Source organism: Marinifilum fragile (genome assembly GCF_963677365.1).
In the GTDB taxonomy this organism is placed as follows: domain Bacteria; phylum Bacteroidota; class Bacteroidia; order Bacteroidales; family Marinifilaceae; genus Marinifilum; species Marinifilum fragile.
Genome location: NZ_OY781962.1, coordinates 4276285 through 4301193, shown reverse-complemented (window position 1 = coordinate 4301193; position 24909 = coordinate 4276285). Strand labels below are relative to the sequence as shown.

Below are 24909 nucleotides of genomic sequence, written 5' to 3'. Positions count from 1 at the left end.
GACTTTTAAAGATAAATAATATGTTATTATACAATACAAGCTATTTGCTAGATCAGGAAATAGAGGAAGTTTTTGTGGAATGGATGAAAATTAAATTCATTCCTCTTTTAAAGGAAACCTGTACTTTCTCTAATAATTATTTTTGCAAAGTAATGGTTGCACAAGAAGATGGTGGAATGACTTATTCATTGCAACTCCTATTCAAAACCCAAGAACAATTGGAAAAATACATCAATAGCTTTGAACCAAAAATTAAAGCGGTTTTTAATGCCAGATTTCAAAATCAGGTAATCACATTTTCTTCGCTTTTGCAAGAAGTTTAAATCCAATTCATTGAATCAGCAAAAAAAGGCATATACTTACGCATTACTAGCAATTTTATGTTGGTCTACAGTAGCAACGGCATTTAAAATTGCGTTAGAGGGTATGGACTTTCTGCATTTGCTATTGATTTCATCAGGCACTGCTCTTATTTTTTTGTCTCTTTTATTGGTGCTGAAAAATCAATTCTCAAGCAGTTTTAAGGTAAGCAGAAAGCATTATTTTAGCTCTGCTATTCTAGGCTTATTAAACCCATTTTTATACTATCTGGTTTTACTAAAGGCCTATGCCATTTTGCCTGCTCAATTTGCAATGAGCTTGAATTACATCTGGCCAATTACTTTGGTTTTGCTTTCGATTCCATTGTTAAAACAGAAAATTGGAATTAAAAGTATTATATGCATTTTGGTCAGTTTTGCAGGAGTGGTCGTAATTGCCAATAAAGGCTCATTTGCTTCACTGCAAACTCCAAATCCATTCGGAGTGTTCTTGGCAATCGGAAGTTCAATTTTCTGGGCTTTGTATTGGATTTATAATGTAAGAGATAAGCGAGAAGAAGTTGCCAAGCTATTTCTGAATTTCATTTTTGGTTTTATTTACATTGCAATAACCATAGCACTATTTTCTGATTTCACAATTCCTGATACCAAACCTTTATTGGCAGGAATTTACATTGGAATTGTTGAATGTGGAATTGCCTATGTACTTTGGTTAAAAGCTATGAAATTAACCGTTTCAACTGATAAAATTGGTCATTTGGTTTTCCTTAGTCCCTTTGCCTCATTAATATTTATTAATCTGATTCTCGGAGAATCTATCTATCTTAGTACACTGGCAGGCTTGGTTCTTATTATAGCTGGAATTGTGCTGCAAAAACTTGTTCAAAAATCCAATTCAATTGAGTAACGACAGAATAATTATGGGAATTGATCCGGGAACCAATTTAATGGGATACGGATTAATTAGAGTGGTAAACAGAAAACCTGAAATCTTAGTTTCGGGAGTTCTCGATTTGAAAAAAATTGGCGATCCCTATATTAAGCTTCAAAAGATATTTCAACGCACACTGCAAGTTATTGACGAATATCATCCAGATGAATTGGCCATTGAATCGCAATTTTTTGGTAAAAACATTCAGTCGATGTTGAAATTGGGTCGTGCTCAAGGAGTAGCCATTGCTGCCGCTTTGCAACGCAACATTCCAATTTTTGAATATGCCCCACGTAAAATTAAGCTGGCAATTACTGGTACAGGAACAGCTTCGAAAGAACAATTGGCTGTGATTCTTCAGCGCTATTTTAAGATGAAAGATTTTCCACAAAATCCAGATGAGTCCGATGCCATTGCAATAGCACTTTGTCACTTCTTTCAGGACAATGCATTGGTAACTGCGAAAAAATCCAGTTCATGGGCCGATTTTGTAAAAAACAATCCAAGTCGAGTAAAAAAGTAAATACTTGAAATGAAAAAAGCCGCTAAAAAAGCGGCTTTCCTGTATATCTGAAATTCTTTTATTCTAAATTCTTACGAATTGCCTCTGCAACTTCGGCTAGTTCTTCCTGGCTTGGAGACAATTTAGGATTGTCAAAATTTAAATCTCCAATATTATTCAATGGCACCAAATGGATGTGCGTATGCGGAACTTCCAAACCAATAACGGCAACTCCCACACGTTTACACTCTACACTTTTGTCAATTGCTTTGGCAATCTTTTTGGCAAATACATTTAAACCTGCCAATACATCATCTTCCAAATCGAAAATGTAATCAACTTCTTGCTTTGGAATTACCAATGTATGTCCTTTAGCCAAAGGGCTAATATCTAAAAATGCAAAGTACTTGTCGTTTTCTGCAATTTTATGGCAAGGAATCTCGCCTTGAACTATTTTTGTGAAAATTGAAGCCATTTTATCTGTTTTAAGAAGTTTTCAGTTTGTTTCTTTTAGATAGAAATTTCGATAATTTCGAAAGGAATAATTCCATTCGGAACTTGAATATCCACTACATCACCAACTTTCTTTCCAATTAAACCTTTCGCAATTGGTGTATTAATAGAAAGTTTGCCTTTTTTAAAGTCAGCTTCACTTTCCGACACCAAAGTGTAAGTCATTACAGCACCATTTTTCTGGTTCTTGATGGTAACTTTGTTCATCATCTGAACCTTTGATGTATCAATTTTAGTTTCATCAATTACTCTACTGTTGGCAATAACTCCTCGCAATTGAGCAATTTTTGCTTCCAACAAACCTTGAGCTTCTTTTGCAGCATCGTACTCAGCATTTTCCGACAAGTCCCCCTTGTCAATAGCTTCACCAATTTGCCTAGAAATTTTTGGACGCTCAATGTTCTCAAGCTGTTCCAATTCTTCTCTTAGTTTTTTTAAACCATCTGCCGTAACATATGAATAACCAGACATAATATCCTCCTATTTATTTTTTTCTTGATTTCTTAATTTCCAGATCATCAAAGACCTATAAAACAAAAAGAATCCCGACTTATCGGAACTCTTCAGGAATACAAATATACAAATTTATATTTATGCTCCCTTTCTTACCATATAAACTGTGACTTATAAAAGTACTAAAAAATTATACTAATTGTACTTTCTCTCTAAAATTTCCTTGTAAATTATTGCCTGACGCCAATCTATCTCTTCTTCATCATCTTCCTCCTCTTCTTCCTGATAGAGACTCTTTAGTGCATCGAAAGTCGAAAGCTTATTTTTCTCAGTATATTCTATACTACTTTCTCGAGGATCTTTCTGCTCAGGAACTGAATCCAAGACTACCTCTTGCTCGGCAATTGGAATTTCTGTTTCCCATTCTTCATTCTCCTGATATGGCTCAGGCATTTGCTGTCCCAGCAAAGCTTCAAATATCGATTCAAAATCTTTTTGCCGCTTCGGAGTTTGAGAAGTGGCTTGCTCCGCTAATTCTCCATCATCAGGTGGAGACATAGCAATAGGTTTTTTCTTGCTTTTCTTTATAGAACTAAAAATACCTACAATGGCCAGTATGATCAGATATATTATATTTCCCCATCCTTCATCCATGAGAGTTCTGATATTTAATTGTTAGTTTTACGTTTTCACAATAATAATCAGGATAAACCTGCGTTTATCAATGCAAACTATAAATTATGTCAGTCAACAAATCAAATTTACTATATTTTTTCATTTTATTTTCATTGTGCATAAGTATTTGTTCATGTAGTTCCAATTCGGTTGATGTTAACGAAATTGTTCCTTACAGACAAATTAATGCTCACATTGATCTTACTTATTACAATCAATTGACCAATAATTCGGCCATGTATTTCGATTTCATTGAAGGCCGTTCTTTAGGATACAAAGATCACGGCATATTTGTTTTTAGAACCAATGGTCAATACTATGCCTACGATGCTACTTGCACTCATGATGTTGAGGCTGAAGAACATGTTGAGTTGAATGATCCTAATGATGATGACGCATGGAATAATGGTGCGACTTGTCCTGTTTGCGGAAGCGAATTTATTCTTTCAACAGGAGCAGCTCCAACCAGCGAATCTATAGCCATTCATCCATTAAAATCATACAGAACCAGTGTATCTGGTAATATACTTAGGGTTTACAACTAATCAATATATAAAAGACACAAAAAAATTAGTCCCATTTGCAACAGAACTAATTTTAACATCTTAAATATAACAAAATCAGCTTACAAAGCAAATCAACGAAATTTTTTCTGATTGCATATTTATATAAAAAAGGCTTGACTCGGTAAACAATAATGCATAATTTGAAAGGAAATTCACCTATTCAAATTAATTTTTTAATCTTATGAAGAAAGCATTATTACTACTTGTGTTCGGGGTTTTGTGTGTACCGTTCGCAACTTTTGCAAGTGAAGCCGATTTGGTAGTTCCAGATTTAAGACAAAGTGTCTTTGATGGAGTTGGAGGCATGAATGGCTGGAACTTGCTCCTCTACGGAATTATAATTATTGCCTTGGGTTTAATGTTCGGAATGGTGCAATTTAATCGCATCAAAAAACTTCCAACGCATAAATCGATGGCAAAAGTTTCAAATATTATTTACGAAACCTGTAAAACCTATTTGTTGCAACAAGGTAAATTCCTGATTATTCTTTTCTTGATTATTGGCGTTGCCATTGGTTATTACTTTTTGGCATTAGCTAATTTAAGCATTCCCAAAACCTTACTGATTCTTCTGTGGACCGTCCTTGGTATTCTTGGCTCATATGGTGTTGCTTGGTTCGGAATCAGAATCAACACCTACGCAAACAGTAGAACCTCCTTTGCTGCTTTAAAGAAAAAGCCTTTTGATGTTATGTCTATTCCTCTTCAGGCAGGAATGAGTGTTGGTTTATTGCTGATTTGCGTTGAGCTGATCATGATGATTGCCATCCTTCTTTTTATTCCTGGTGAAAGTGCTGGCGCATGTTTCGTTGGTTTCGCAATTGGAGAATCGCTAGGTGCTTCTGCCCTAAGAATTGCTGGTGGTATCTTTACTAAAATTGCTGATATTGGAGCCGACTTAATGAAGATCGTATTCAAAATTGGGGAAGACGATCCAAGAAACCCAGGTGTAATTGCCGACTGTACAGGTGACAACGCTGGCGATAGCGTTGGACCTACTGCCGATGGTTTTGAAACTTATGGTGTTACAGGTGTGGCATTAATTACTTTCATCATTTTAATGTTTGGTGAAACTGGTTTGATTCCAAATGTTGGTTTCGCATCTACACTAATTGTATGGATTTTTGCCATGCGCGTATTGATGATTTTCACATCCGTACTGGCTTATTTGGTAAATCAAGCCATTGCTAAGGCAAAATATAGTAATAAAGATAGTTTTGATTTTGAAGCTCCATTAACCACTTTGGTATGGATTACTTCTGTCATTTCCATCATCGTAACTTATGCATTGAGTTACATATTGATTTCTGATCTTTCTAATGGATTATGGTGGAAACTTTCAACCATTATTTCCTGTGGTACTTTGGCTGCTGCCATTATTCCTGAGTTTACCAAAGCTTTTACCAGTTCAAACTCTCGCCATGTTCGTGAGGTGGTTAGTGCTTCACGCGAAGGTGGTGCGTCACTTACGATTTTATCGGGTATGGTTGCCGGTAACTTCTCGGCATTCTGGAAAGGAATGGTAATGATGGCGCTAATGGCTGTTGCGTTTTACACCGTTCAGGATATTGATGCTTTTGGTGAATATCCAGGTATCTTTGCATTTGGTTTGGTTGCCTTTGGTTTCTTGGGAATGGGCCCTGTTACCATTGCTGTTGACAGCTATGGGCCAGTAACCGATAATGCACAATCAGTATTTGAATTGTCTCAAATTGAAAGTATTCCTAACATTAGCGCAGAAATTGAAAAAGATTTTGGTTTCACTCCTAATTTCGAAACAGGAAAACACAACTTGGAGGATAACGATTCGGCAGGGAATACTTTTAAAGCAACTGCAAAACCTGTATTAATTGGTACTGCAGTAATTGGTGCTACTACAATGATTTTTGCCATCATCCTTTTATTGAAAGGAACTATTCTTTCTAACGGAGAATCATTATTGCAAATTGAATTGACCGATCCATCGGTTATTCTTGGTTTGATTACTGGTGGCGCTGTAATTTATTGGTTCTCGGGAGCCTCAATGCAAGCTGTTACTACAGGTGCTTACAGAGCTGTTGAATACATCAAGAAAAATATCAATCTGGATAAAGCTGAAGCTGATATTAACGATTCCAAGAATGTCGTTAAAATTTGTACCCAGTACGCTCAATCGGGAATGTGGAACATTTTCGCGGTGATTTTAAGTTTGACTTTGGCTTTTGCTTTCTTTAGCCCTAATTTCTTTGTGGCTTACCTAATTTCAATAGCCATTTTCGGATTGTTCCAGGCAATGTACATGGCTAACGCTGGTGGTGCATGGGATAATGCTAAAAAAGTTGTTGAAGTTGACTTGAAAGAGAAAAACACTCCTCTTCACGATGCAACCATTGTAGGTGATACTGTTGGTGACCCATACAAAGACACTTCTTCTGTAGCGTTGAATCCAATTATTAAATTCTCTACTTTATTTGGATTATTGGCTGCTGAAATTGCAATTGAATTGATTGTTCATGCAGACAAAACTGGAGAAGCTAACATGGCTCCATACATTGGGGGTGTGTTCTTGTTGATCGGATTGTTCTTTGTTTATCGTTCGTTCTACGGAATGAGAATTCCTGATAAACCAATTGAAAAAGGAAATCCAAACCCAGAAGCTAAAGCAAAAGAACCTGGAACCAACCATCAAGAAAGTGTAAAAATTGAGGCTAGTAAGAACTAAATATTTGATTTCAATAGTAATAATGACCCCGAGGATTATCTTCGGGGTTGTTTTTTAACATTTCTGATTTAAAGTACAGACGCAAGGCCTTGCGTCTCTACGAATACCGATTTTATTTCCCTAACAATTCAACGACTGCTTCCTTATCTTTTGCCAGTTGAGCTTTTAGATCATCAATTGATGCAAAAAATTGTTCATTGCGAATTCTTTGATAGAAATGTATGGTAATGTTCTTGTAGTAAATGTCCTGATCGAAATCAAGAATATGAACTTCGATGGAACGGTTATCCAACTGATTGTTTACCGTTGGTCGAACACCAATATTCAACATGCCCAAATAACGCTTGTCATCAACATCCACTTTAACGGCATAAACACCATCTTTTGGTACCAGCTTATAACTTTCCTGAGGATCGATATTGGCAGTAGGAAAGCCTATTTTATGTCCTATTTTTTTCCCATTAACCACATCGCCTTTTATAAAAAATCGGTAGCCTAAATATTTATTTGCCGTTCTAATATCACCTTCGCCAATGGCTTTTCGGATTTTGGTTGAACTAACATTAATGGCATCCATGTTTAAAACATCCTGTCGCTCTATTTTAAAGTTCAACTGATCAGCAAACACCTTTAAATCTTCGTACTTTCCTTCGCGATTGTGACCAAAACGATGATCGTAGCCAACTACCAGGTATTTCATACCCAACTGCTTTACCAAAATTTGCTCTACAAACTCTACATACGAAAGTTTCGAAAACTCTTTGGTAAAAGGATATATTACCAAATGATCGATACCAGCCGCCTCAAGCAAAACCTTCTTCTCTTCAAGTGTATTGATCAATCGTAATCCATTATTCTCCTCACTCAAAACCAAACGAGGGTGAGGATAAAAAGTAAAAATTACGGTTTCTCCATTCACTTTATGCGCCAATTCCTGCAATCGACGTATTACTTTTCGGTGTCCCAAATGAACACCATCAAAAGTTCCAATTGTAACCACAGGGTTTAGAGCAGAAAAATCTTTAAGATCCGTATATATCTTCATCAGTAATATCAGTTGTATGTGGTGAAATTCAATCTAAATCATCAATCCCTTCTTTATCTCAAGCCAAAAAATCTCACCTTTTTAATCTGAAAACAAAAATATGAAAAATTCCCGAACCTGATCGATTCCTTCAATATCTCGCATTGGTTGATAATGATTATACAGGAAATTATTAGTAAATTTCCGCCTGAAGTTTCGCAGCCCATTTGCTTTGAGAATTTGACACCTTAAGATCAAATCAGCCAAAGCTTTTGATTATAAATTATTTGATAGCGAAACCAAGTATTTTTGCAGTTTAAATAACACAATCTAATCCATAGTATGAGAAAACTATTATTTGTACTTCCACTAGTTTTATTTTGGGCTTGTGGTCAAAAAGGAAATGTAAGCATCGAAGGAAAAATCGATAACGCAAAGGGTAAAACTTTGTATTTAGATCATTTGCATGTTGCCAGTACAACTGCTGTTGATTCGGTAGAACTTGACGAAGAAGGTCGATTTGAATTTGATTTGAACGTTACACAACCTGAATTTTACTTGTTGCGCTTATCAAACGGTAAATTGCTTACTCTTTTGGCTGAGGAAAACGATAAAATGTTGGTATATAGCAAGGCCGAAAACATGAATAAAAAGTATATCGTTGAAGGATCGAAAGGTTCGAAAATGGTAAAACAAATTAACGATACTTTAAATGTTACCAAAGCTAAAATTGCTAATATCCGTAAGCAATTGGAAGAAAAGAAAAATGATGCTGATTTCTCAACTGTGTCGCAAAATTTAGTTGCTGAATATATTGAAGTAATTCAGGCACAAAGAAAATTCTCTATAGACTTTATCATGCAAAATGCTACCTCGTTGGCTAGCTATATGGCGTTGTATCAAAAAATTGATGAAAACACTTTCACTTTAAACGAGAATAAGGATATTCAGTTTGTGAAAATTGTAGCTTCATCTATGAGAGCACTTTACCCTGAACATGAATATACCAAAGCAATTTTGGCCAACTACAAAACTCTTGAAAAGAGAATGGCTAATCTAAACATGGCCAAAATGATTGAAGAAAACGGCGCTAGTTTTCCTGAAATCAAATTGCCTGATAGCAATGGTAAGGAAGTAGCTCTTTCATCTTTAAAAGGAAAATTTATTGTATTAAGTTTCTGGGCTTCTCAAGACCCAAATTCTCGTAAACAAAATGAAACCTTAAAGAAAATCTACGACAAGTATAAAAACAAAGGTTTAAGAATTTACCATGTTTCTGTTGACCAGGATACTGAGCTTTGGAAAAAGGCGATTAAAGAAGACAAGATGGACTGGATCAATGTTTGTGATCCTGAAACAGGAAGCGCTTACGCAACTCGTTTGTTAAACGTACAAAGAGTTCCAGCTAACTATCTAATCGACCAAAGAGGTGAAATTGTTGGTAAAGATCTTTTTGCAAGAAGATTGGAAGAAAAAGTTGCTGAATACGTAAAGTAATACAACTAAAATAGATTAAGTGCCTAAAGTACAAAGGTGAAAACTTATTTTCATTACTTTTAAACTTTAGGCATTTTAAGTACATGATACTTTCTCATGAGTAAAAACAAAAAAATATATTTTGCTTCGGATGTGCATTTAGGAGCACCAGCTTTAAAGAATAATCGTGAACGCGAATTGTTATTTGTAAAGTGGTTGGATACAGTAAAAACCGATGCCGAAGCAATTTATCTAATGGGTGATATTTTCGATTTCTGGTTCGAGTACAAACGTGCAGTACCAAGAGGATTTACCCGAGTATTAGGAAAGCTGGCCGAAATTACCGATTCGGGAATTCCTGTACATTTCTTTACCGGAAATCACGACATATGGGTGTTCGATTATTTGCCAAACGAAACTGGCGTAATCGTTCATCGTGATATTGTAAAAACCGAACTTCAGGGTAAGAAATTCTTTTTGGGTCATGGCGATGGATTGGGGCCATACGATAAGGGATATAAGTTTCTGAAAAAGATTTTTACCAATAAATTTCTGCAATGGGCATTTGCCAGAATACATCCCAATTTTGCAATTTGGTTGGCACACAATTGGTCGGGGCACAGTCGACTTAAAAATGGCAAGATTGAAGCAGATACATTTAGAGGCGAAGACAAAGAATGGTTGGTGTTATATGCCAAAGATGAACTGAAAAAGGAACATTTCGACTATTTCATTTTCGGACATCGTCACTGGCCTTGCAATATCGATTTGAATGGCAAAAGCAGATATATCAATACTGGCGATTGGGTAACACATTTTACTTATGCCGTGTTGGATAATGGTGTAATGGAATTGAAAGAATTCGAAAAACCTGTTTAGATTATCGTAGAGACTTAGCACTGCTACGTCTCGACATCAAAAAATATTGAAATGGAATTTTTATACATCGCAATTGGAATTGCCAAAGGGATAATTATTGCCTGGTTAATTCTTAGAAAAAAAATATCGCATCAAGCATCTCTGCATCGTGAGGAATTGCTAAAGCAGGAAAATGCTTTTATCAACGAAAAAAGTGAATTATCGCACCAATTATCGATATTGGAAGAGCGTGCAAATAACATAAAACGCGAAAAAGAGGAAATAGCGAATTTGCTGGGCGAAGAAAGGGATAAAAACGAAAACTTAACCCGTTCGGTATCTATTTCGGCTACCGAAAGAAAGAATTTGGAAGAGCGATTGGTAAACCAAAAACAGGAACTGGAAGAATTACAAAAGAAGTTCACCACAGAATTCGAGAATATTGCCTCTAAAATCCTGAAGGAAAACACCAAAGAGTTTACTACATCGAACCAAAAGAATATGGATGATATTCTAGGTCCGATCAAGGAAAAGCTGACTTCGTTCGAAAAGAAGGTTGAGGAAACGTACGATAAGGAATTGCGCGATAAAATCAGCCTGAAAGAAGAGGTAAAAAAGCTTTATGATCTGAATGCAAAGATTAGCGATGAAGCTAATAACCTAACCAAAGCCTTAAAGGGTGATGTGAAGAAACAAGGCAACTGGGGCGAAGTTGTATTAGAAAGAATATTAGAACGTTCGGGTCTTTCGAAAGGAGAAGAGTACGAGCGCGAAGTGGTGACTCACAACAGCGAAGGACAAACCATTCGCCCTGATGTAATCATTCGTTTGCCTGAAGAGAAGCATGTAATTGTTGATTCGAAGGTTTCGCTAGTGGCATATGAACGATTTGTGAATTCCAACGGAGAAGAGGACAAGGACAAGTTCCTAAAAGATCACGTCACCTCCATGAAAGCTCATGTGAAGGAATTGTCTAATAAGCATTACCAAAGTTCCGATGAACTCAACTCGCCTGATTTTGTATTGATGTTTGTTCCAATTGAATCATCCTTTGCTATGGCGGTACAGGCAGATCACGAATTGTTTAGCTATGCATGGGAAAACAAAATTGTAATTGTGAGCCCTTCTACCCTATTGGCAACCTTGCGCACCATTGCCTCAATATGGAAACAGGAGCATCAAAACCGAAATGTTTTGGAAATTGCTCGCCAAGGTGGAGCTCTTTACGACAAATTTGTAGGTTTTGTTGAGGACATGATCAGTTTAGGCAGACAAATGGATACGGCTAAAAAAACTTACGCTACCTCGATGAACAAACTAACCGAAGGTCGTGGTAACCTAATTCGAAGTGCTGAAAAAATTAGAGAGCTGGGTGCTAAGGTGAAGAAAAAACTACCTCAAGCCTTAATCGATAGAATGGATGATGCTCCGATACTGAAAGAATAGTTTCAATTGAGGTAACAATGATATTGAGCCACGATTTTTCGTGGCTTTTTTTGTGGGTAAATCTTCTACTCCCCCCTACAATAGTTGACTCGTTTTACTACAGAAGGGTAAATTTGGCTAAAGGCACCTCCTTTTCGCTACAGGACTACCTATTGGGGCTACAGGCGATACATTTCGGCTACAGGAATATGACTTTTGACTACAGAGGTATAGAAATTGACTACAGGCGTGCCAAAACTGTTGGAGGCCTTATAACTGCTGGCTTGTTTTTAGTCTGGAAGATAAAGTTTGCCTACTGATTTACTATATATCTATACAGACAGCATTAATGCTGTCTCTACCTCTAATACTTACATACCCTCTGAATGCCCCACGATAGTTGACCTCTTTTGCGATAGGTGGGTTATTTTAGCGATAGGTATGCCAAAATGGCGATAGGACAGTTCATTTTCCCGATAGGCCCTTCATTTTAGCGATAGGCGAACGTTTTTGGCGATAGGAATATCAAAATTCGCGATAGGACATGCTGTTATAGGGTCACTAAAAATCTTAATCATTTTCAAATCCAAATAAAAAAGGACACGTCATGACGTGTCCCTACAGATTATTTTATTATTAATTCTTCATTGTTAATTACCGATTGCATCAAGGGCTTCACCAATCCACCCCTTCAATTTCTCGATATTCTCAATACCAACTGAAAGACGAATGGTTCCCGGTAGTGGATATTTGGCTCCCCAAACAGGTTCTACCGGCAAAAGAATGGTATCTACTTCGCCAAGAGTTGGCACCAAAGGAATATGATCTTCCAAGGCAGCGATAAAGCGATTGCATTTTTCGCGTTTGTCCTCATCCGAATCTCCTTTGATGTCGAAGGTGACCATGCCACCAAAGCCTTTGTCGCCAAACAGGGCAACAGCTTCTTTTCGGGTTGGGTGAGATTCCAATCCTGGGTACAATACCTCTTCAATTTTAGGATGATTTTGCAGGAATTCTGCCAAAGCAAGTGCATTATCGCAATGCTGCTTGAAACGCAAGTTGAAACTCTTTAGCTGAGTTCCCAAACGGTAGGCATCATCAGGACTTAGAAAGTGTCCTGCCCATTTGCGATACTCAATGGCTTCCTTCATCAGCTCCTCATCTTTACCACAAATTACACCGGCAGTAATGTTACCATGTCCGCTCATGTATTTGGTTGCAGAATGGATCACCAAATCGGCACCGTTAACCAATGGTTTCCACAGATATGGAGTTCCGAAAGTATTGTCTACAATAATTTTGCAATCGTATTGCTTTGCCAGTTCCATGATTCGCTTTACATCAGCCACAATCAACATTGGGTTGGAAACCGCTTCGAAATACAGGAATTCTGGCTGAATCTCCTTCAACATGCGCTCCAATTCGTCGAAATCATACAGCCCATCATTGGCATAAAAACGGTGCACATCTAGGTTGCGACGCTTGATCAGAACCGTATCGATAAATGAATTGGTGCCACCATAAATTTCATGGAAGAACAGCCATGGTCGGGTATCTTTACCCTTATGGAAAACTGATACTGCCACATCGATGGCTGCCATTCCTGTTTCTACCAATAAAGCCCATTTACAGTCTTCCAGCTCCATAATTTGCTGCTCAACAGCAACAGTGGTTGGGTTTCGATAACGCGAATAGATGTAATTCTCCGGCTCATGCGGATGATCCAATTCTGCAGCGAATGCTTCTTGGGTGGTTTTCGAATCTTTTAGGTTGAAACCCGCCTCTCGGTAAAGCGGTGTGTGCGATGCGTTGATGTTTTTTTTCATGGTTAATATATTGCCTTCGTAGAGACGTAGCAATGCTACGTCTTTACAGTTCTTTCTAATTTATATATTTCGTAATTCTTTCTCTGGTGTTATCACATCCGATTCATAATAGAATTCTGCCCTATCGATGATTTCTCCAATAAATACAATTCCCAACGAAACCGGAAGAATCAATTCCAATTGCAAATCGAGCAAAATATAAGGTATCAATAAACAAAGAATTCTAAGCAAAGATAGTATCGGGAAGTAGGCTATGTCTTGATTTTTTAATGCACGCTTGCGCCAAACGTAAATAATGCCCTTTAGCAAAATGATGATCTCGATGAGAATGGATATGTCTGCCATCCAGGCAAAGAGCAAAATGCCTGTTAGCAATACCATGCCTGAATGCAAGACAAGATGGTCCTTTCTTTGCAGTAGTTTGTAGACCATATCTACCGATATCAATGCAAAAATTCCAAAGGCCAAAGCTGCATAGCCAAACATTTCATTGCCGGTAAGCAGTTGTAATCCGGTAAGTCCTAAAAATCCTGAAAAGGAGAAGATCTCTCTACTCAACCAGGAACCTTTTAAGTTGAGAATGAATCGCCACATGCGCATTTTCTTTCCAATATGAAGCGATGTTAATGCAATAGCCAAAACAGAAACTATGGCAAAAGGAATCAACTGCATATCTATGGCACCCATCAAATGAGCTGCCTGCCAAGCTACCAATCCTGCAACGGCAATGGTAAACAGCACCAAGGTCCATTCCTTGTCCAATGCCACCTTATCTTTTGACTTTGGTAGCCATTCTTCTATCTTTTTCTCATCAATTTCTACCTGATCGGTATTCTCCACCTTTGGTGCCGTATTTTCTTCTCTTAGCGGAATCAATTGAATGGATGGTTTGATGCCCATATCCACAAAACCGGGTATTACTCGATCTTCTTCCGTCAAATCCAAAAGCCCAAAATCCAGCGCTCCTACCGGACAAGCTTCCACACAAGCAGGACGTTTTCCATCCGAGATTCTATCCACACAGAAATTACATTTCTCAACAATCTTGGTAGTTGGATTGAATTTTGGTGCATCATACGGACAAGCCCAGGTGCAATAGGTACAACCAATGCATGCCTCGGCATGATGAATGATGGCTCCCGTTTTTTCATCGCGAGTGTAGGCCAATGCAGGACAGTTCTTCATGCAAGGAGCATCCTCGCAATGGTTGCAGGCCAATGAAAAATGGAAAACAGGCAATCCTGGATGTTTAATTTTATTTCCAGTGTTTACCTCTCGCCAATTTACACGAAAATCGGTTCCGTTTTCTATGCTACAACCCGCCACGCAAGCGTTACAGCCTACGCATCGGTTGGTGTTGAATATGAATGAGTTTTTTTCCATTTATTGCTCTTATACTAATGTAAGGCTTCTTCTATTTCGTCGCATGTTACGCCAACTCTTCATTGAACATTTCAGTTGCGACGATTATTTTACGTCATGTTGACCACGGGTTTCACCCGTGGCTATTCAAGTTGCATCCCTTCGGGATTATTTTATAATTTCTACTTTTCTCCAATTGTTAATTCCTAATTGTTAATTTATCATTGATCCTTACTCATTATTAATTTTCTTCAGATTAATCCATGTATTGTGAAAAGCGGTACCGTGTCCCATATCAGTTTCGTATCCTTTGGTAAACAGGTTTGGTGCAGCGCCCAAATGAGATTGATGACCATTGGTCAGTACTACATTTCCTCTGCGTAATCCCAAATCATACTGCAGTTTTACTTCTGCTCTACCCTGATGGTTATAAATTTCAATTTTTTCACCATTTTTCATCTCCTTATCTTCAGCATCCAATGGATGAACAAAAAGATAGGCTTCGGGTTCAAATTGCTTGATCACATTTAAATTGCCAAACTGTGAATGAATTCGATTCTTTGAGTTTGGCGATATCAACTGAAACTCAAATTCACTTTGTTCTGGCAAAGGAACGTAATCGGGTAGTTCATCCACTCCCCAAAGTTTCTTTGCCGACTCACTATACAGCTCAATTTTGCCGGAAACAGTTGGAAACTGGTAATCTGAGAATGGTATTTCCTCGAAAGAGTTTGCCAATTGCGGACCTTTCTTCAGTTGTTCCAGACTTAATTCAGGAAAATCTTTCAGGAATCCATTCAAATATTCTTCGATTGCCTCAGCGTTTGGCTCTGGTATATTTTCTTTAATTTCTTCATCTGTGAATCCCAATTGTTTTGCCAGCAGATAATAAATTTCCGTTTCGGGCTTAACCTCACCCGCCGGTTCCATTACTTTCTGTCGCAATTGCACATAAGGATTCCAATATGAGCCAATGATATCGGATTGTTCGAACATATTTTTTGCTGGTAGAATAATATCAGCTTCCAAAGTAGTGTCGGTCATGAACTGATCCACAACCACTCTAAAGTCTGCCTTACGGAATGCTTTACGGATTTTATTGGTATCTGGATTTTGAGATAAAGGATTTCCCCTTTCTACCCAAATGAACTTCACTTCCGGATCTTTGATATTCAATAAATCCTCACCCAATTTGGCTACAGATATCTTCCTTCTGAAACTTGGATGTTCGCATCCCGGAAAGTATGATTCCGGTTCCTTCAAATCATCGAATACATAGCTCTGAAGATTTGCATAATGAAAACAAGCACCCGGTTTCCCAATATTTCCTGTAATCACCGACAATGCTAATATACAGCGAGTGGTTTGACCACCGTTTTCATATCGCTGCATACCGTAACCAGGAATCAATGTCATGGCATCTGTTGTTCCAATTTCTTTTGCCAATTCCTGAATGGCTTCCACTGGAATACGACAAATTTCTGATACTTTCTCAAGTGTATATTTATCAGCTCGCTCTTTGAATTGCTCAAAGCCAAGTACGTATTTCTCTATAAATTCGTGATTGATCCAATCATTCTGAATCAATTCCCTTGCAATCCCTAAAGCCAAGGCTGCATCGGTTCCCGATTTGATTTGGAAGAGTGAATTCGCACGTTCGCTGGAAGGCGTTCTGCGAGGATCAACCACAATCAATTTTGCAGCTTTTTCCTGTGCTTTTTCAACAGGAATCATCTCTTGAATATTGGTTTCGGCAGGATTCTTTCCCCACAACAAAATCAGCTTGGCATTCTCTAAATCCCAGGGTGCATTGTGTTTGTTGGCACCTAAGGTCAGTCGAGTGGCTTCCAATCCTGCAGGCCAACAAAGGTTACCATAGGTTGTAGTTGCACCTCCAAACAATTTCCAGAAGTTTGCTCCTACTCCATTCAACAAACCAGACATGCCGCTAGCAGCAAAATAAAGGATTGAATGTGGTCCAAAGCTCTGCTTACAGTTTTTCAACTGTTCAACAATGGTATTCAATGCTTCATCCCATGAAATGCGTTCGTATTTTCCTTCTGCTATTCGCTTTTGCGGATATAAAATTCTCTCCTTCGAATTGGCACGTTCTACATAAGCCAAACCTTTAATACATGGCCCTTCTGGTGTAGCACGATTTTCTGGATGTGGGTCAATGCCAATCACTTTATCGTTCTCTACTCGAACTTTAATACTACAGGTGCTGTAGCAATTTCTCGGACAAGCTGTTGAATAGGTCTTCATTTATATCAATTCTGAAAATTCAGGGAAAATTAATCAAAAAAAAGAAAAGGGAGCAGATACACAATCTGAATCATGTAAATACTCCCAATATTTAATATCATCCTCGAATTAAAACCCGAGGCAATTCATATACACGCTATTTTGGCTATGGCAACGATTATGCCTCAACCATCATTTCTGCTTCGATGATTTGAGCCAAACGCTGAATTCCAGCAATTGCTTTTTCGTTGTTAACGTAAGAGAAGTTCAAACGCATAGTATTGGTTCCACCTCCATCGCAATAGAATACATTACCAGTTACGAAAGCCACTTTCTTTTCAATTGCTTTGTGGAACAATTCCAAGGCATCCATATGCTCAGGTAAGGTAATGAAAAGGAACATTCCTCCTTCAGGATGGGTCCATTTCACTCCTTCAGGCATACATTTTTCCAACTCTGCCAACATTACATCTCTGCGCTGGTGGTACAAATCGATGGTCTTTTTCAGGTTCGCTTCGAAATGCTCCGACTTCATATAACGAACCGCCAATTTCTGAACGAAAGTTGGTGTACACAAGTCAGACGACTGCTTGGCAACTACAATTTTGTCGTTCACATCTTTTGGACCTAAAACCCAACCAATACGCAAACCAGGTGCGAAAGTCTTAGAGAAGGTTCCCAATGTGATTACATGATCATCATTGTCCAAATCATACATCATGCGCTGTGGTTCTCCTTCGAATCTCACCTCTCTATAAGGACAATCCTCAACAATCAACACATCGTATTTATGTGCCAATGCAATAATCTCCAAACGACGAGATTCAGGCATGGTAATTCCTGTTGGGTTTTGGAAATCAGGAATGATATAGATGAATTTTGGCTTAATACCTTGCTCTGCCAATTCAATCAACTTGGCTTCCAATAGCTCAGCACTCATTCCATACTCATCCATTGGTACTCCTTCCATTTTAGCTCCATAAGCCTGGAAAGCACTAATTCCACCAAGATAAGAAGGCAAACCGCAGATCACAACGTCTCCTTGGTTCACAAAAACTTTTCCAACCAAATCCAGACCTTGCTGCGATCCGGTAGTTACAATCATGTTGTCTAATTCGCACTGAACTCCTTCATTCTGATACCTCTTCAAAAGAAGTTCTCTCAATTCAGTAACCCCTTCCGTTGCATCATATTGCAATACCTCTGCGCCTTCTTCCTTCAACATGGTTGAGATGATCTCATCCAAATTGTCAACAGGGAAAGATTCTGGTGCTGGCAGTCCTCCAGCAAAAGAAATTACTTCAGGGTTTTGGGTCAATTTTAGGATCTCACGAATAGCAGATCTTTTGATGTTGTTGCTAATGCTGGAAAATGTTCCTTTTAAATCGCTGATCATTGTGTTTGGTTTTTGTTTTATTGAGACGCAATGCCTTACGTCTATACTGTTTGTTGTTTAATTTATTTTGGATTGTTACACCCCTTCACCTATCGGCACTTCCACTTAAAGGGGAGATAGCTACAGCCGAAGGGGTACAATTATTCATTATTAATTGATTTACAGCCATTTTTTGCGCATGCGTTCCCACTTCTTGTCGCGGTTTTCGATTACGCATTGGATATCGGCATCGCTCATGTGCTTGAAACGTCCCTGCTTTTTCAGGTATTCTTCAACCGATTTGAATTCTTTCGGATTTCTGTTCAATTTGTATTCACCATCCTCATATTCAGCAAGGAAAATCAAACCACAATCCACTGCATCTTTGGCAATCTCTACTGATGTTTCGGTTGGAGTTCCCCAGCCTGTTGGACATGATGCATACACGTGTATAAAGCTTGCACCTTTAACGTGCTTGGCCTTGTTTACCTTGTTAATAAAATCCTGAGGATAACCAATACTTGCCGTTGCTGCATACTGAATATCATGAGCTGCAATAATCTCAAACAAGTTCTTCTTATGAGTTACCGTTCCCGGGATATTTTGACCTGCTGGTGTCGTAGTTGTTTTGGTTCCGTAAGGAGTTAAACCACTCTTCTGAATTCCGGTATTCATGTAAGCCTCATTGTCGTAGCAGATGTATAATACATCATCGTTGCGATCAATCATTCCTGATAGTGCCTGAAATCCGATATCGGCAGTCCCACCGTCACCGGCGAATACTACAGTTTTGAAATCTTTTTGTCCCAATGCTTTGGCTCCTGCAGCAATACCTGAAGCCATACTTGCTGAACCTGGAAAAGTTGTAATAATTGCATTTGAATTGAATGCCATTTGTGGATAAATGAATCCTACTGCTGACATACAACCAGCTGGAAGAGCAGAATAGGTACGCTCGCCCAATACTTTCAATGCCAAACGTACAGCAATACTACCGCCACATCCGGCACAAGCTTTATGACCATAGAAAAACTCCTTCTCGGTCATGTTTTTCGCATTCACTTTTGGGATATCTAATACTTTAGTCATTGCCTTCTACATTTAAGCTGAAAAATTCTACTGTCTCTTCACTCTTGTTCTCCAATCCTGCATACAACTTGTTATACATATCTTCGATTTCTGCTTTTGTAATATCGCGACCACCTAAACCGCCAACAAAGTTGCTTTTGTACACATATTTGTTAATCTGAGAAATGGCTGAGTTCACATTGGTGTAAACGGTTCCTTCGTATCCGAAAGAGATGTCTTTATCGATAACACCCATTGCTTTTACTCTTCTGGCCAAATCCTTCACTTCCTGAACTGGGAAAGGACGCATGTAGCGGATTTTCAACAATCCAACTTTTTTGCCTTCTGCACGAAGCTTGTCAACAACCACACGAACGGTACCGCAAACACTTCCCAAGGCTACCAATACAACTTCAGCATCTTCGCACTTGTATTCCTCTACCATGCCATGATATTTTCTGCCAAACATTGCCGCAAAATCCTCATCGGTTTTGTGAATCACGTCAATGGCATTGAACATGGCCTCATTTTGCTGATACTTGAACTCAGTATTGTCATCCGGACGAGAACTAAAACCTAGGTTCTTAGGATTCTCAAAAGACATCTTGTTTGGAGTCTCGAATGGAGGCAAGAATTCATCTACCATTTCCTGCTCTGGAATCTCAACCAACTCGTAGGTATGAGTCAGGATGAAACCATCCAAGTTCACCATCATTGGTGTCAATACATCTTTGTGTTCCGCAATTTTGTATGCCTGGATGATCATATCCAATGCTTCTTGAGCATCTTCCACATATACCTGAATCCATCCTGAATCCAAAAGGGAAAGTGAATCGCGCTGGTCTCCATAGATACTCCATGGCAAAGCAACCGAACGGTTGGCATTCATCATTACAACTGGCCAACGACCACCACTACAGTAATGAAGTCCTTCGGCCATATATAACAATCCCTGAGAAGAAGATGCTGTAAAAGTTCTGGCTCCAACTGCACTGGCACCCATGGTTGCTGAGATTGCAGAGTGCTCAGACTCTACATGCATATATTCCGCAACCATTTCGCCTGCCTCAACCATTTCAGACAAACGCTCAACCGTAATGGTCTGCGGAGTGATTGGGTATGCAGCTACCACATGTGGACGTGAAAGTTTCACGCCTTGTGCTACTGCCTCATCACCTGATATGAATATTTTATTTGATTTCATTGATCTTTCTTTTGCGATTATCGGACAAGCCTTATCATGTCCCTACTCTTTAACCATTTCAATTGCATCTTTCGGACACTCGTGGGCACAAACCCCACAGCCTTTGCAATAATCCATGTCGATTTTGATTTTGCCATTGTCTTTCATGATGGTTCCATCAGGACAAAGCAAGTAGCAACGCAAGCAGTAAATACACTCATCATGATTTACTACAGGCTTAAAGGTTCTCCAACCTGCATTCTTTTCAGGAAGAAATCCGGCATCGTATTGTGGGCCCGTTGGATAATCATCAATATGAGTTGGAGTTTTATATTCTGTATGTTTTGGACGATTCATTTTAATCAATTGTCAATTATTAACTCTTAATTGTTAATTAGCTCGTATGCTCTCTCTACAATCTTCTCATTCAGTTGAGCCAACTTTGGCTTCATCTCGGTATGAATACTAGCAATTGCAGCTTCTTTACTTACCAAACCCGATGCCGCAGCCAAAGCACCATACATTGCCGTATTGGTAATTGGTCTGCCCAATACCTCCATAGCCAAGCTAGTCGCATCAATTCCTCGCAAGTCCAATCCTTTCAATTGTTCGCTATATTGCTCTACATTTCTGGTGTTGATCAATACACATGCATTTGGTTTGATTCCTTTTTCGAATCCAGGAACAATTAGCGTTTCGTCCATTACTACAACAAAGTCGCTCTCCTGAACTTCGCTTCGATCATGAATTTTTGTGTCATCAATTTTAGTGAATGCCAATACAGGCGCTCCTCTACGCTCAGGTCCGAATGATGGGAAAGCCAAAGCATGCTTTCCACCGTGAACACTGGCAGCAATTCCTAACAAACGAGAAGCGGTAAACCCTCCTTGACCTCCTCGTCCGTGCCATCTGATTTCTTTCATTATTTAGTGTTTGTTTATTTCGCTTAACTTTTGCAAGCCTCTCCCTATAGGGATCTCCCCTAAAAGGGGAGAAATTCAAAATCAACACCTACTCATTAATTGGAATTTTCCCAATCGTTAATTGTCAATTATTCATTACTCATTATTAATTGCTCATTGAGAGTAAGCGTAATTTTGTCTTGTAAAAATACCCATCAACCAAATGATTTACTAGCATATAGAATAATTATAGAAAACTATTCTATGCAGCATACAGTTGTAAAGAATTTATATCTTTGCAAAAGCCAAAATCAGACATATGAATAGAAAATTTTTCTCCTATGGAAAATCTAGACAGAACCGATCGCAAAATTTTAGAGCTCCTTCAACAAGATTGTAGGATCACAATTAAGGAGTTAGCAGAAAAGCTACACCTAAGCAACACCCCAGTTTATGAACGTGTAAAGAAGCTGGAAAGAAGTGGAATTATCAAAAACTATGTTGCTGTTCTAGATCCTGAAAAGATCGATAGAAATATGGTAGTGTTCATTTCGGTGTCGATTACACGACATACACGCGATGTGGTCGATCAGCTTACTAAGGATGTGTTGGCACTTCCCGAAGTAATGGAATTTTACATTACTTCCGGTAATTTTGATGCCATGCTAAAAATCATGGTGAAGGACATGAATGCCTTTCAGTATTTTATACAAGAAAAATTATCGAAGTTCGAATACATTACTCGATTTAACAGCACTTTCGTGATTTCTTCTTCGGATAAGATTGGTTATGATTTGTGATTTATTGCCGTAGGGACACTTCATGACGTGTCCACAATGACGATATATCTATAAATAAAAAGGACACGCCGTGACGTGTCCCTACATTACAATTTTTTCTTTTTCAAATCTCCGTCATAATTAATCAATCCAGCATCTTTGCTATTGTCATTCAACCAGGGTTTTATTCCATCCGATTTTTCAATCTTGTCTCTTTCCTGATCCAACTCATCTTCGGAATAGGAATACATCATTTCAGCCGAAAGTACATTTTTTATTGCCTGAATCTTCTTCAGTTTGGCAATCTCCTCACTAATTCCCTCTCCTTCAATTGTGACAATGATCTTTCCCTCATCATGCAAGTGATAATCACACAAATCACTGTCTTTAAGTTGCCCTACCAAATGTTCGGTATTCTCTGGAAGTACACGAATTACTACACTGGATATATTCATATTTTCTTGATTTATTAGAACATGTAAAGACGCAGGCCTTGCGTCTCAATAGAATAAATTTATAAATTTTAATTGTTTACTCCTTCAGAAACTTTATCCTTTAAATTGGATTCCTCAATACCAAATTTTTCTCTAAACTCAGCAGTAAACAAGTTTTCGATATTAATGCTAACATCGGCCTGAGGAACATGACATTGTGAACAGTTAAAGTACGCCATATTCAAATCCTTCACCTCCTTTACATACACTTGCTTATCTTCCTTAGGGTTTGAATACACCCCAGCTTTTACATCCAGTTGTGGACGCCAGCTTTGAAAGTGGGTTTTGGAGATTTCACGAGCCCCCGATTCTTTCACCTTGTCGGGCATATGGCAACTCAAACAAATGTTGTTTTCCCTTTTAATTGGAAAGAATCCAGCAGTTGTATGAGGAATCATAGGAGGAGCATTTTCGAAAGAGCGGTTGATGGTTATGCCTGTTTCAGGTTTATCCTCATTAAAATTGGCCTTCATTTTAAAATTGGTTTCATCCGAATACAAATCTGCATCAATAAAACCCAATTGATCTTCATCAATTTGTTTCTCTTTAGGCTGATTGCAAGCAACTAAAAAGAACAAAGCAATTAGGGATAGATATTTCATATTTTTAGATTTTATTTAATCTCTTAATTATTTTTTAAAATCAAATTTTAACGAATATTTCATCGCATCATCATTGCAAACCTCAATGCATCTTCCGCAATTGGTACAGGCTCCGCTGCGTATAAAATCACTTTCCTTTCCTACAATACTCAAAACAGGTTCTTCCACACAAACATCGAAACAATCCATACAATGGGTACATTTCTCTTTGTCGTGCTTCACCTTAATTACAGCTTGTTTTCCAATAAGGGAATAGAATCCTCCCAAAGGACAAATGTGTCCACACCAACCTGCTTTTAAAACAAACAGATCTACAAAGAAAATTACAGCAACAATTCCCCATCCTGCTCCAGAACCAAAAACAACAGCCCTGTGAAGCATAGATATCGGACTTATAATTTCGAAGGCTGCCATTCCAAATATTGCAGAAACAATTAGGCTTAAAGTCAAAATGTAATATCTCAGATTTCTAGAAACAGAAACCTTCGCTTCTGTCTCTATCTTAAAGATCTTGCGCAAGCGAAATGCAATATCGGTTATGATATTCATCGGACAAATCCAGGAACAGAACATTCTTCCTCCTATCAGTGCATAGATCAGGAAAATCAATAATGCTCCTAACAATACTGAGCTTGACGCAATAAATCCAGACACCAATATCTGCAACACAGCATAAGGATCACTCAAATGAATGGAATCAACAATAATGGCAGAACTGTAATTGCCCCGAAGGACTTCCCATCCAAAATAGTTTCCTCCTGTAAAAAGGAACAGAAAGGACAGCTGAATGATTCGTCTTAGTATGGTATATTTAATTGTTTTCATCCAATTATCTTTAGTCATCAATTAAATCATCATCATTCAAGTAATCGATAGCAGACTTCACATCCTTTTCATCATCTTCTTTTTCGACTTGATCATGGATTCGTTTCTCATCTTCTTTTTCCCAGCTTTTGATGTAATGGTCGCCAACTTTACCAGTTGCTTTATCCAAAGGCAGAACAAAAATGGCAGCCTTCTCGGCAACACATGCCTGCTCACACATTCCACAGCCAGTACAAACATCAGAGTGAACTACAGGAAGTAGCTTGGCATGCTTACCAGTTCTTTCATTTACCTCATAATCCAGCGTTATGGCTTTATCAATTAACGGACAGGTGCGATAACAAGCCTCACAACGAATTCCCCAATACGCCAAACAAGATTCTTTATGAATCACTGCCAAGCCCATTTTAGAATTCAGTATATCTGGCTTCTCTTCTTCTTTGGTCAGGTTTTTTAAATCCAAAGCTCCCGAAGGACAAGAATCTGTACAAGGCATATCGGTACACAAGTAGCAAGGAATCGATCTCGGTTCGAAAAAGGGTGTTCCATTTGCAATGCCATCACCTGGCTCTGCAAGCTTCAGCGTATCATACGGACAAGCTTCAACACATTGTCCGCACTTGATACATGCTTTCAGAAAGTCTTTTTCTTTTAAAGCACCAGGAGGACGAAGCACATAGTCAGCCTTGGAGTTTGCTTTGATGGATTTCCCCCAAATTAAACCGCCACCACCTACAAATACAGCACCTTCCAGTACTCTTTGAATTACTTTTCTTCTCGACACCATAAATTCTTTTTGAATTAT

General features: G+C 38.4%; 25 protein-coding genes. 9 read left to right on the top strand and 16 right to left on the bottom strand.

What is annotated here, in order from left to right:
- The first annotated feature begins 20 nt into the window (after nucleotides 1-20).
- Genes ACKPCA_RS17280 through ruvC form a run of 3 tightly spaced genes read left to right on the top strand, consistent with a single transcriptional unit; the run spans nucleotide 21 to nucleotide 1774 of the window.
- Nucleotides 21-323, top strand: coding sequence for a DUF4286 family protein (locus ACKPCA_RS17280; protein ID WP_054716794.1), 303 nt, complete (start codon nucleotides 21-23; stop codon nucleotides 321-323).
- A gap of 10 nt (nucleotides 324-333) precedes the next feature.
- Complete coding sequence (locus ACKPCA_RS17275; protein ID WP_321280189.1) at nucleotides 334-1227, top strand: DMT family transporter; 894 nt, start codon at nucleotides 334-336, stop codon at nucleotides 1225-1227.
- Nucleotides 1220-1774, top strand: a complete 555-nt coding sequence (gene ruvC / locus ACKPCA_RS17270; protein WP_054717077.1) for a crossover junction endodeoxyribonuclease RuvC — start codon at nucleotides 1220-1222, stop codon at nucleotides 1772-1774. The genes ACKPCA_RS17275 and ruvC overlap by 8 nt, the downstream gene beginning before the upstream one ends.
- 58 nt (nucleotides 1775-1832) lie before the next feature.
- On the opposite strand, the gene ACKPCA_RS17265 is transcribed toward ruvC, so the two are convergent.
- The 3 genes from ACKPCA_RS17265 to ACKPCA_RS17255 form a co-directional block, all read right to left on the bottom strand.
- On the bottom strand, nucleotides 1833-2228 hold the full coding sequence (locus ACKPCA_RS17265) for an HIT family protein (RefSeq protein ID WP_321280188.1): 396 nt from the start codon (nucleotides 2226-2228) through the stop codon (nucleotides 1833-1835).
- Between the two features lie 35 nt (nucleotides 2229-2263).
- Nucleotides 2264-2737 (bottom strand): transcription elongation factor GreA, encoded by a 474-nt coding sequence (gene greA / locus ACKPCA_RS17260; RefSeq protein ID WP_054716785.1) that lies wholly within the window; start codon nucleotides 2735-2737, stop codon nucleotides 2264-2266.
- A gap of 177 nt (nucleotides 2738-2914) precedes the next feature.
- Nucleotides 2915-3373 carry a hypothetical protein gene (locus ACKPCA_RS17255; protein ID WP_321280187.1) on the bottom strand — a complete coding sequence of 153 codons (459 nt, stop codon included), beginning with the start codon at nucleotides 3371-3373 and terminating at the stop codon, nucleotides 2915-2917.
- A gap of 86 nt (nucleotides 3374-3459) precedes the next feature.
- Here ACKPCA_RS17255 and ACKPCA_RS17250 point away from each other — a divergent pair, with 86 nt between their 5' ends.
- Together ACKPCA_RS17250 and ACKPCA_RS17245 are read left to right on the top strand one after the other, a co-directional pair.
- The gene (locus ACKPCA_RS17250; protein WP_321280186.1) at nucleotides 3460-3939 is read left to right on the top strand and encodes a Rieske (2Fe-2S) protein; all 480 of its coding nucleotides are present in this window, start codon (nucleotides 3460-3462) and stop codon (nucleotides 3937-3939) included.
- 202 nt (nucleotides 3940-4141) lie between these two features.
- On the top strand, nucleotides 4142-6661 hold the full coding sequence (locus tag ACKPCA_RS17245) for a sodium-translocating pyrophosphatase (RefSeq protein WP_321280185.1): 2520 nt from the start codon (nucleotides 4142-4144) through the stop codon (nucleotides 6659-6661).
- A gap of 112 nt (nucleotides 6662-6773) precedes the next feature.
- Here the strand turns inward: ACKPCA_RS17245 and ACKPCA_RS17240 are convergent, their stop codons facing one another.
- Nucleotides 6774-7706, bottom strand: coding sequence for a bifunctional riboflavin kinase/FAD synthetase (locus ACKPCA_RS17240; RefSeq protein ID WP_321280184.1), 933 nt, complete (start codon nucleotides 7704-7706; stop codon nucleotides 6774-6776).
- Between the two features lie 321 nt (nucleotides 7707-8027).
- Here ACKPCA_RS17240 and ACKPCA_RS17235 point away from each other — a divergent pair, with 321 nt between their 5' ends.
- From ACKPCA_RS17235 to ACKPCA_RS17225, 3 genes are all read left to right on the top strand, one after another.
- Nucleotides 8028-9182 carry a peroxiredoxin family protein gene (locus ACKPCA_RS17235; protein ID WP_321280183.1) on the top strand — a complete coding sequence of 385 codons (1155 nt, stop codon included), beginning with the start codon at nucleotides 8028-8030 and terminating at the stop codon, nucleotides 9180-9182.
- A 96-nt stretch (nucleotides 9183-9278) separates the two neighbouring features.
- Entirely contained in the window at nucleotides 9279-10040 is a 762-nt protein-coding gene (locus ACKPCA_RS17230; protein WP_321280182.1) for a UDP-2,3-diacylglucosamine diphosphatase, read from the top strand.
- Between the two features lie 51 nt (nucleotides 10041-10091).
- On the top strand, nucleotides 10092-11465 hold the full coding sequence (locus ACKPCA_RS17225; protein WP_054716767.1) for a DNA recombination protein RmuC: 1374 nt from the start codon (nucleotides 10092-10094) through the stop codon (nucleotides 11463-11465).
- A 629-nt stretch (nucleotides 11466-12094) separates the two neighbouring features.
- On the opposite strand, the gene ACKPCA_RS17220 is transcribed toward ACKPCA_RS17225, so the two are convergent.
- The 8 genes from ACKPCA_RS17220 to ACKPCA_RS17185 all read right to left on the bottom strand — a co-directional run bounded on the left by ACKPCA_RS17220 (nucleotide 12095) and on the right by ACKPCA_RS17185 (nucleotide 21425).
- Nucleotides 12095-13270, bottom strand: coding sequence for a trans-sulfuration enzyme family protein (locus ACKPCA_RS17220; protein WP_321280181.1), 1176 nt, complete (start codon nucleotides 13268-13270; stop codon nucleotides 12095-12097).
- A gap of 60 nt (nucleotides 13271-13330) precedes the next feature.
- On the bottom strand, nucleotides 13331-14653 hold the full coding sequence (locus ACKPCA_RS17215) for a 4Fe-4S dicluster domain-containing protein (protein ID WP_321280180.1): 1323 nt from the start codon (nucleotides 14651-14653) through the stop codon (nucleotides 13331-13333).
- A 210-nt stretch (nucleotides 14654-14863) separates the two neighbouring features.
- Nucleotides 14864-16897 carry a molybdopterin-containing oxidoreductase family protein gene (locus ACKPCA_RS17210; RefSeq protein WP_321280179.1) on the bottom strand — a complete coding sequence of 678 codons (2034 nt, stop codon included), beginning with the start codon at nucleotides 16895-16897 and terminating at the stop codon, nucleotides 14864-14866.
- 157 nt (nucleotides 16898-17054) lie between these two features.
- Nucleotides 17055-18272, bottom strand: coding sequence for an aminotransferase-like domain-containing protein (locus tag ACKPCA_RS17205; RefSeq protein WP_321280178.1), 1218 nt, complete (start codon nucleotides 18270-18272; stop codon nucleotides 17055-17057).
- Between the two features lie 159 nt (nucleotides 18273-18431).
- On the bottom strand, nucleotides 18432-19340 hold the full coding sequence (locus tag ACKPCA_RS17200) for a thiamine pyrophosphate-dependent enzyme (RefSeq protein ID WP_321280177.1): 909 nt from the start codon (nucleotides 19338-19340) through the stop codon (nucleotides 18432-18434).
- Entirely contained in the window at nucleotides 19333-20523 is a 1191-nt protein-coding gene (locus ACKPCA_RS17195) for a transketolase C-terminal domain-containing protein (RefSeq protein ID WP_321280176.1), read from the bottom strand. The genes ACKPCA_RS17200 and ACKPCA_RS17195 overlap by 8 nt, the downstream gene beginning before the upstream one ends.
- Nucleotides 20524-20565: 42 nt before the next feature.
- Entirely contained in the window at nucleotides 20566-20859 is a 294-nt protein-coding gene (locus ACKPCA_RS17190; protein ID WP_054716730.1) for a 4Fe-4S binding protein, read from the bottom strand.
- 26 nt (nucleotides 20860-20885) lie between these two features.
- Nucleotides 20886-21425, bottom strand: a complete 540-nt coding sequence (locus tag ACKPCA_RS17185) for a 2-oxoacid:acceptor oxidoreductase family protein (protein WP_321280175.1) — start codon at nucleotides 21423-21425, stop codon at nucleotides 20886-20888.
- Between the two features lie 320 nt (nucleotides 21426-21745).
- Here ACKPCA_RS17185 and ACKPCA_RS17180 point away from each other — a divergent pair, with 320 nt between their 5' ends.
- The gene (locus ACKPCA_RS17180) at nucleotides 21746-22204 is read left to right on the top strand and encodes an Lrp/AsnC family transcriptional regulator (RefSeq protein ID WP_054716724.1); all 459 of its coding nucleotides are present in this window, start codon (nucleotides 21746-21748) and stop codon (nucleotides 22202-22204) included.
- An 86-nt stretch (nucleotides 22205-22290) separates the two neighbouring features.
- Here ACKPCA_RS17180 and ACKPCA_RS17175 read toward each other — a convergent pair whose 3' ends face one another.
- The 4 genes from ACKPCA_RS17175 to napG all read right to left on the bottom strand — a co-directional run bounded on the left by ACKPCA_RS17175 (nucleotide 22291) and on the right by napG (nucleotide 24891).
- Nucleotides 22291-22638, bottom strand: a complete 348-nt coding sequence (locus ACKPCA_RS17175; protein WP_054716722.1) for a chaperone NapD — start codon at nucleotides 22636-22638, stop codon at nucleotides 22291-22293.
- A 68-nt stretch (nucleotides 22639-22706) separates the two neighbouring features.
- Complete coding sequence (locus ACKPCA_RS17170; RefSeq protein WP_321280174.1) at nucleotides 22707-23279, bottom strand: nitrate reductase cytochrome c-type subunit; 573 nt, start codon at nucleotides 23277-23279, stop codon at nucleotides 22707-22709.
- Nucleotides 23280-23306: 27 nt separating this feature from the next.
- Nucleotides 23307-24104: a quinol dehydrogenase ferredoxin subunit NapH gene (gene napH, locus ACKPCA_RS17165; RefSeq protein WP_321280173.1), complete on the bottom strand. Its 798-nt coding sequence runs from the start codon at nucleotides 24102-24104 to the stop codon at nucleotides 23307-23309.
- A 10-nt stretch (nucleotides 24105-24114) separates the two neighbouring features.
- Nucleotides 24115-24891, bottom strand: coding sequence for a ferredoxin-type protein NapG (napG, locus tag ACKPCA_RS17160; RefSeq protein WP_321280172.1), 777 nt, complete (start codon nucleotides 24889-24891; stop codon nucleotides 24115-24117).
- Nucleotides 24892-24909 lie beyond the last annotated feature (18 nt).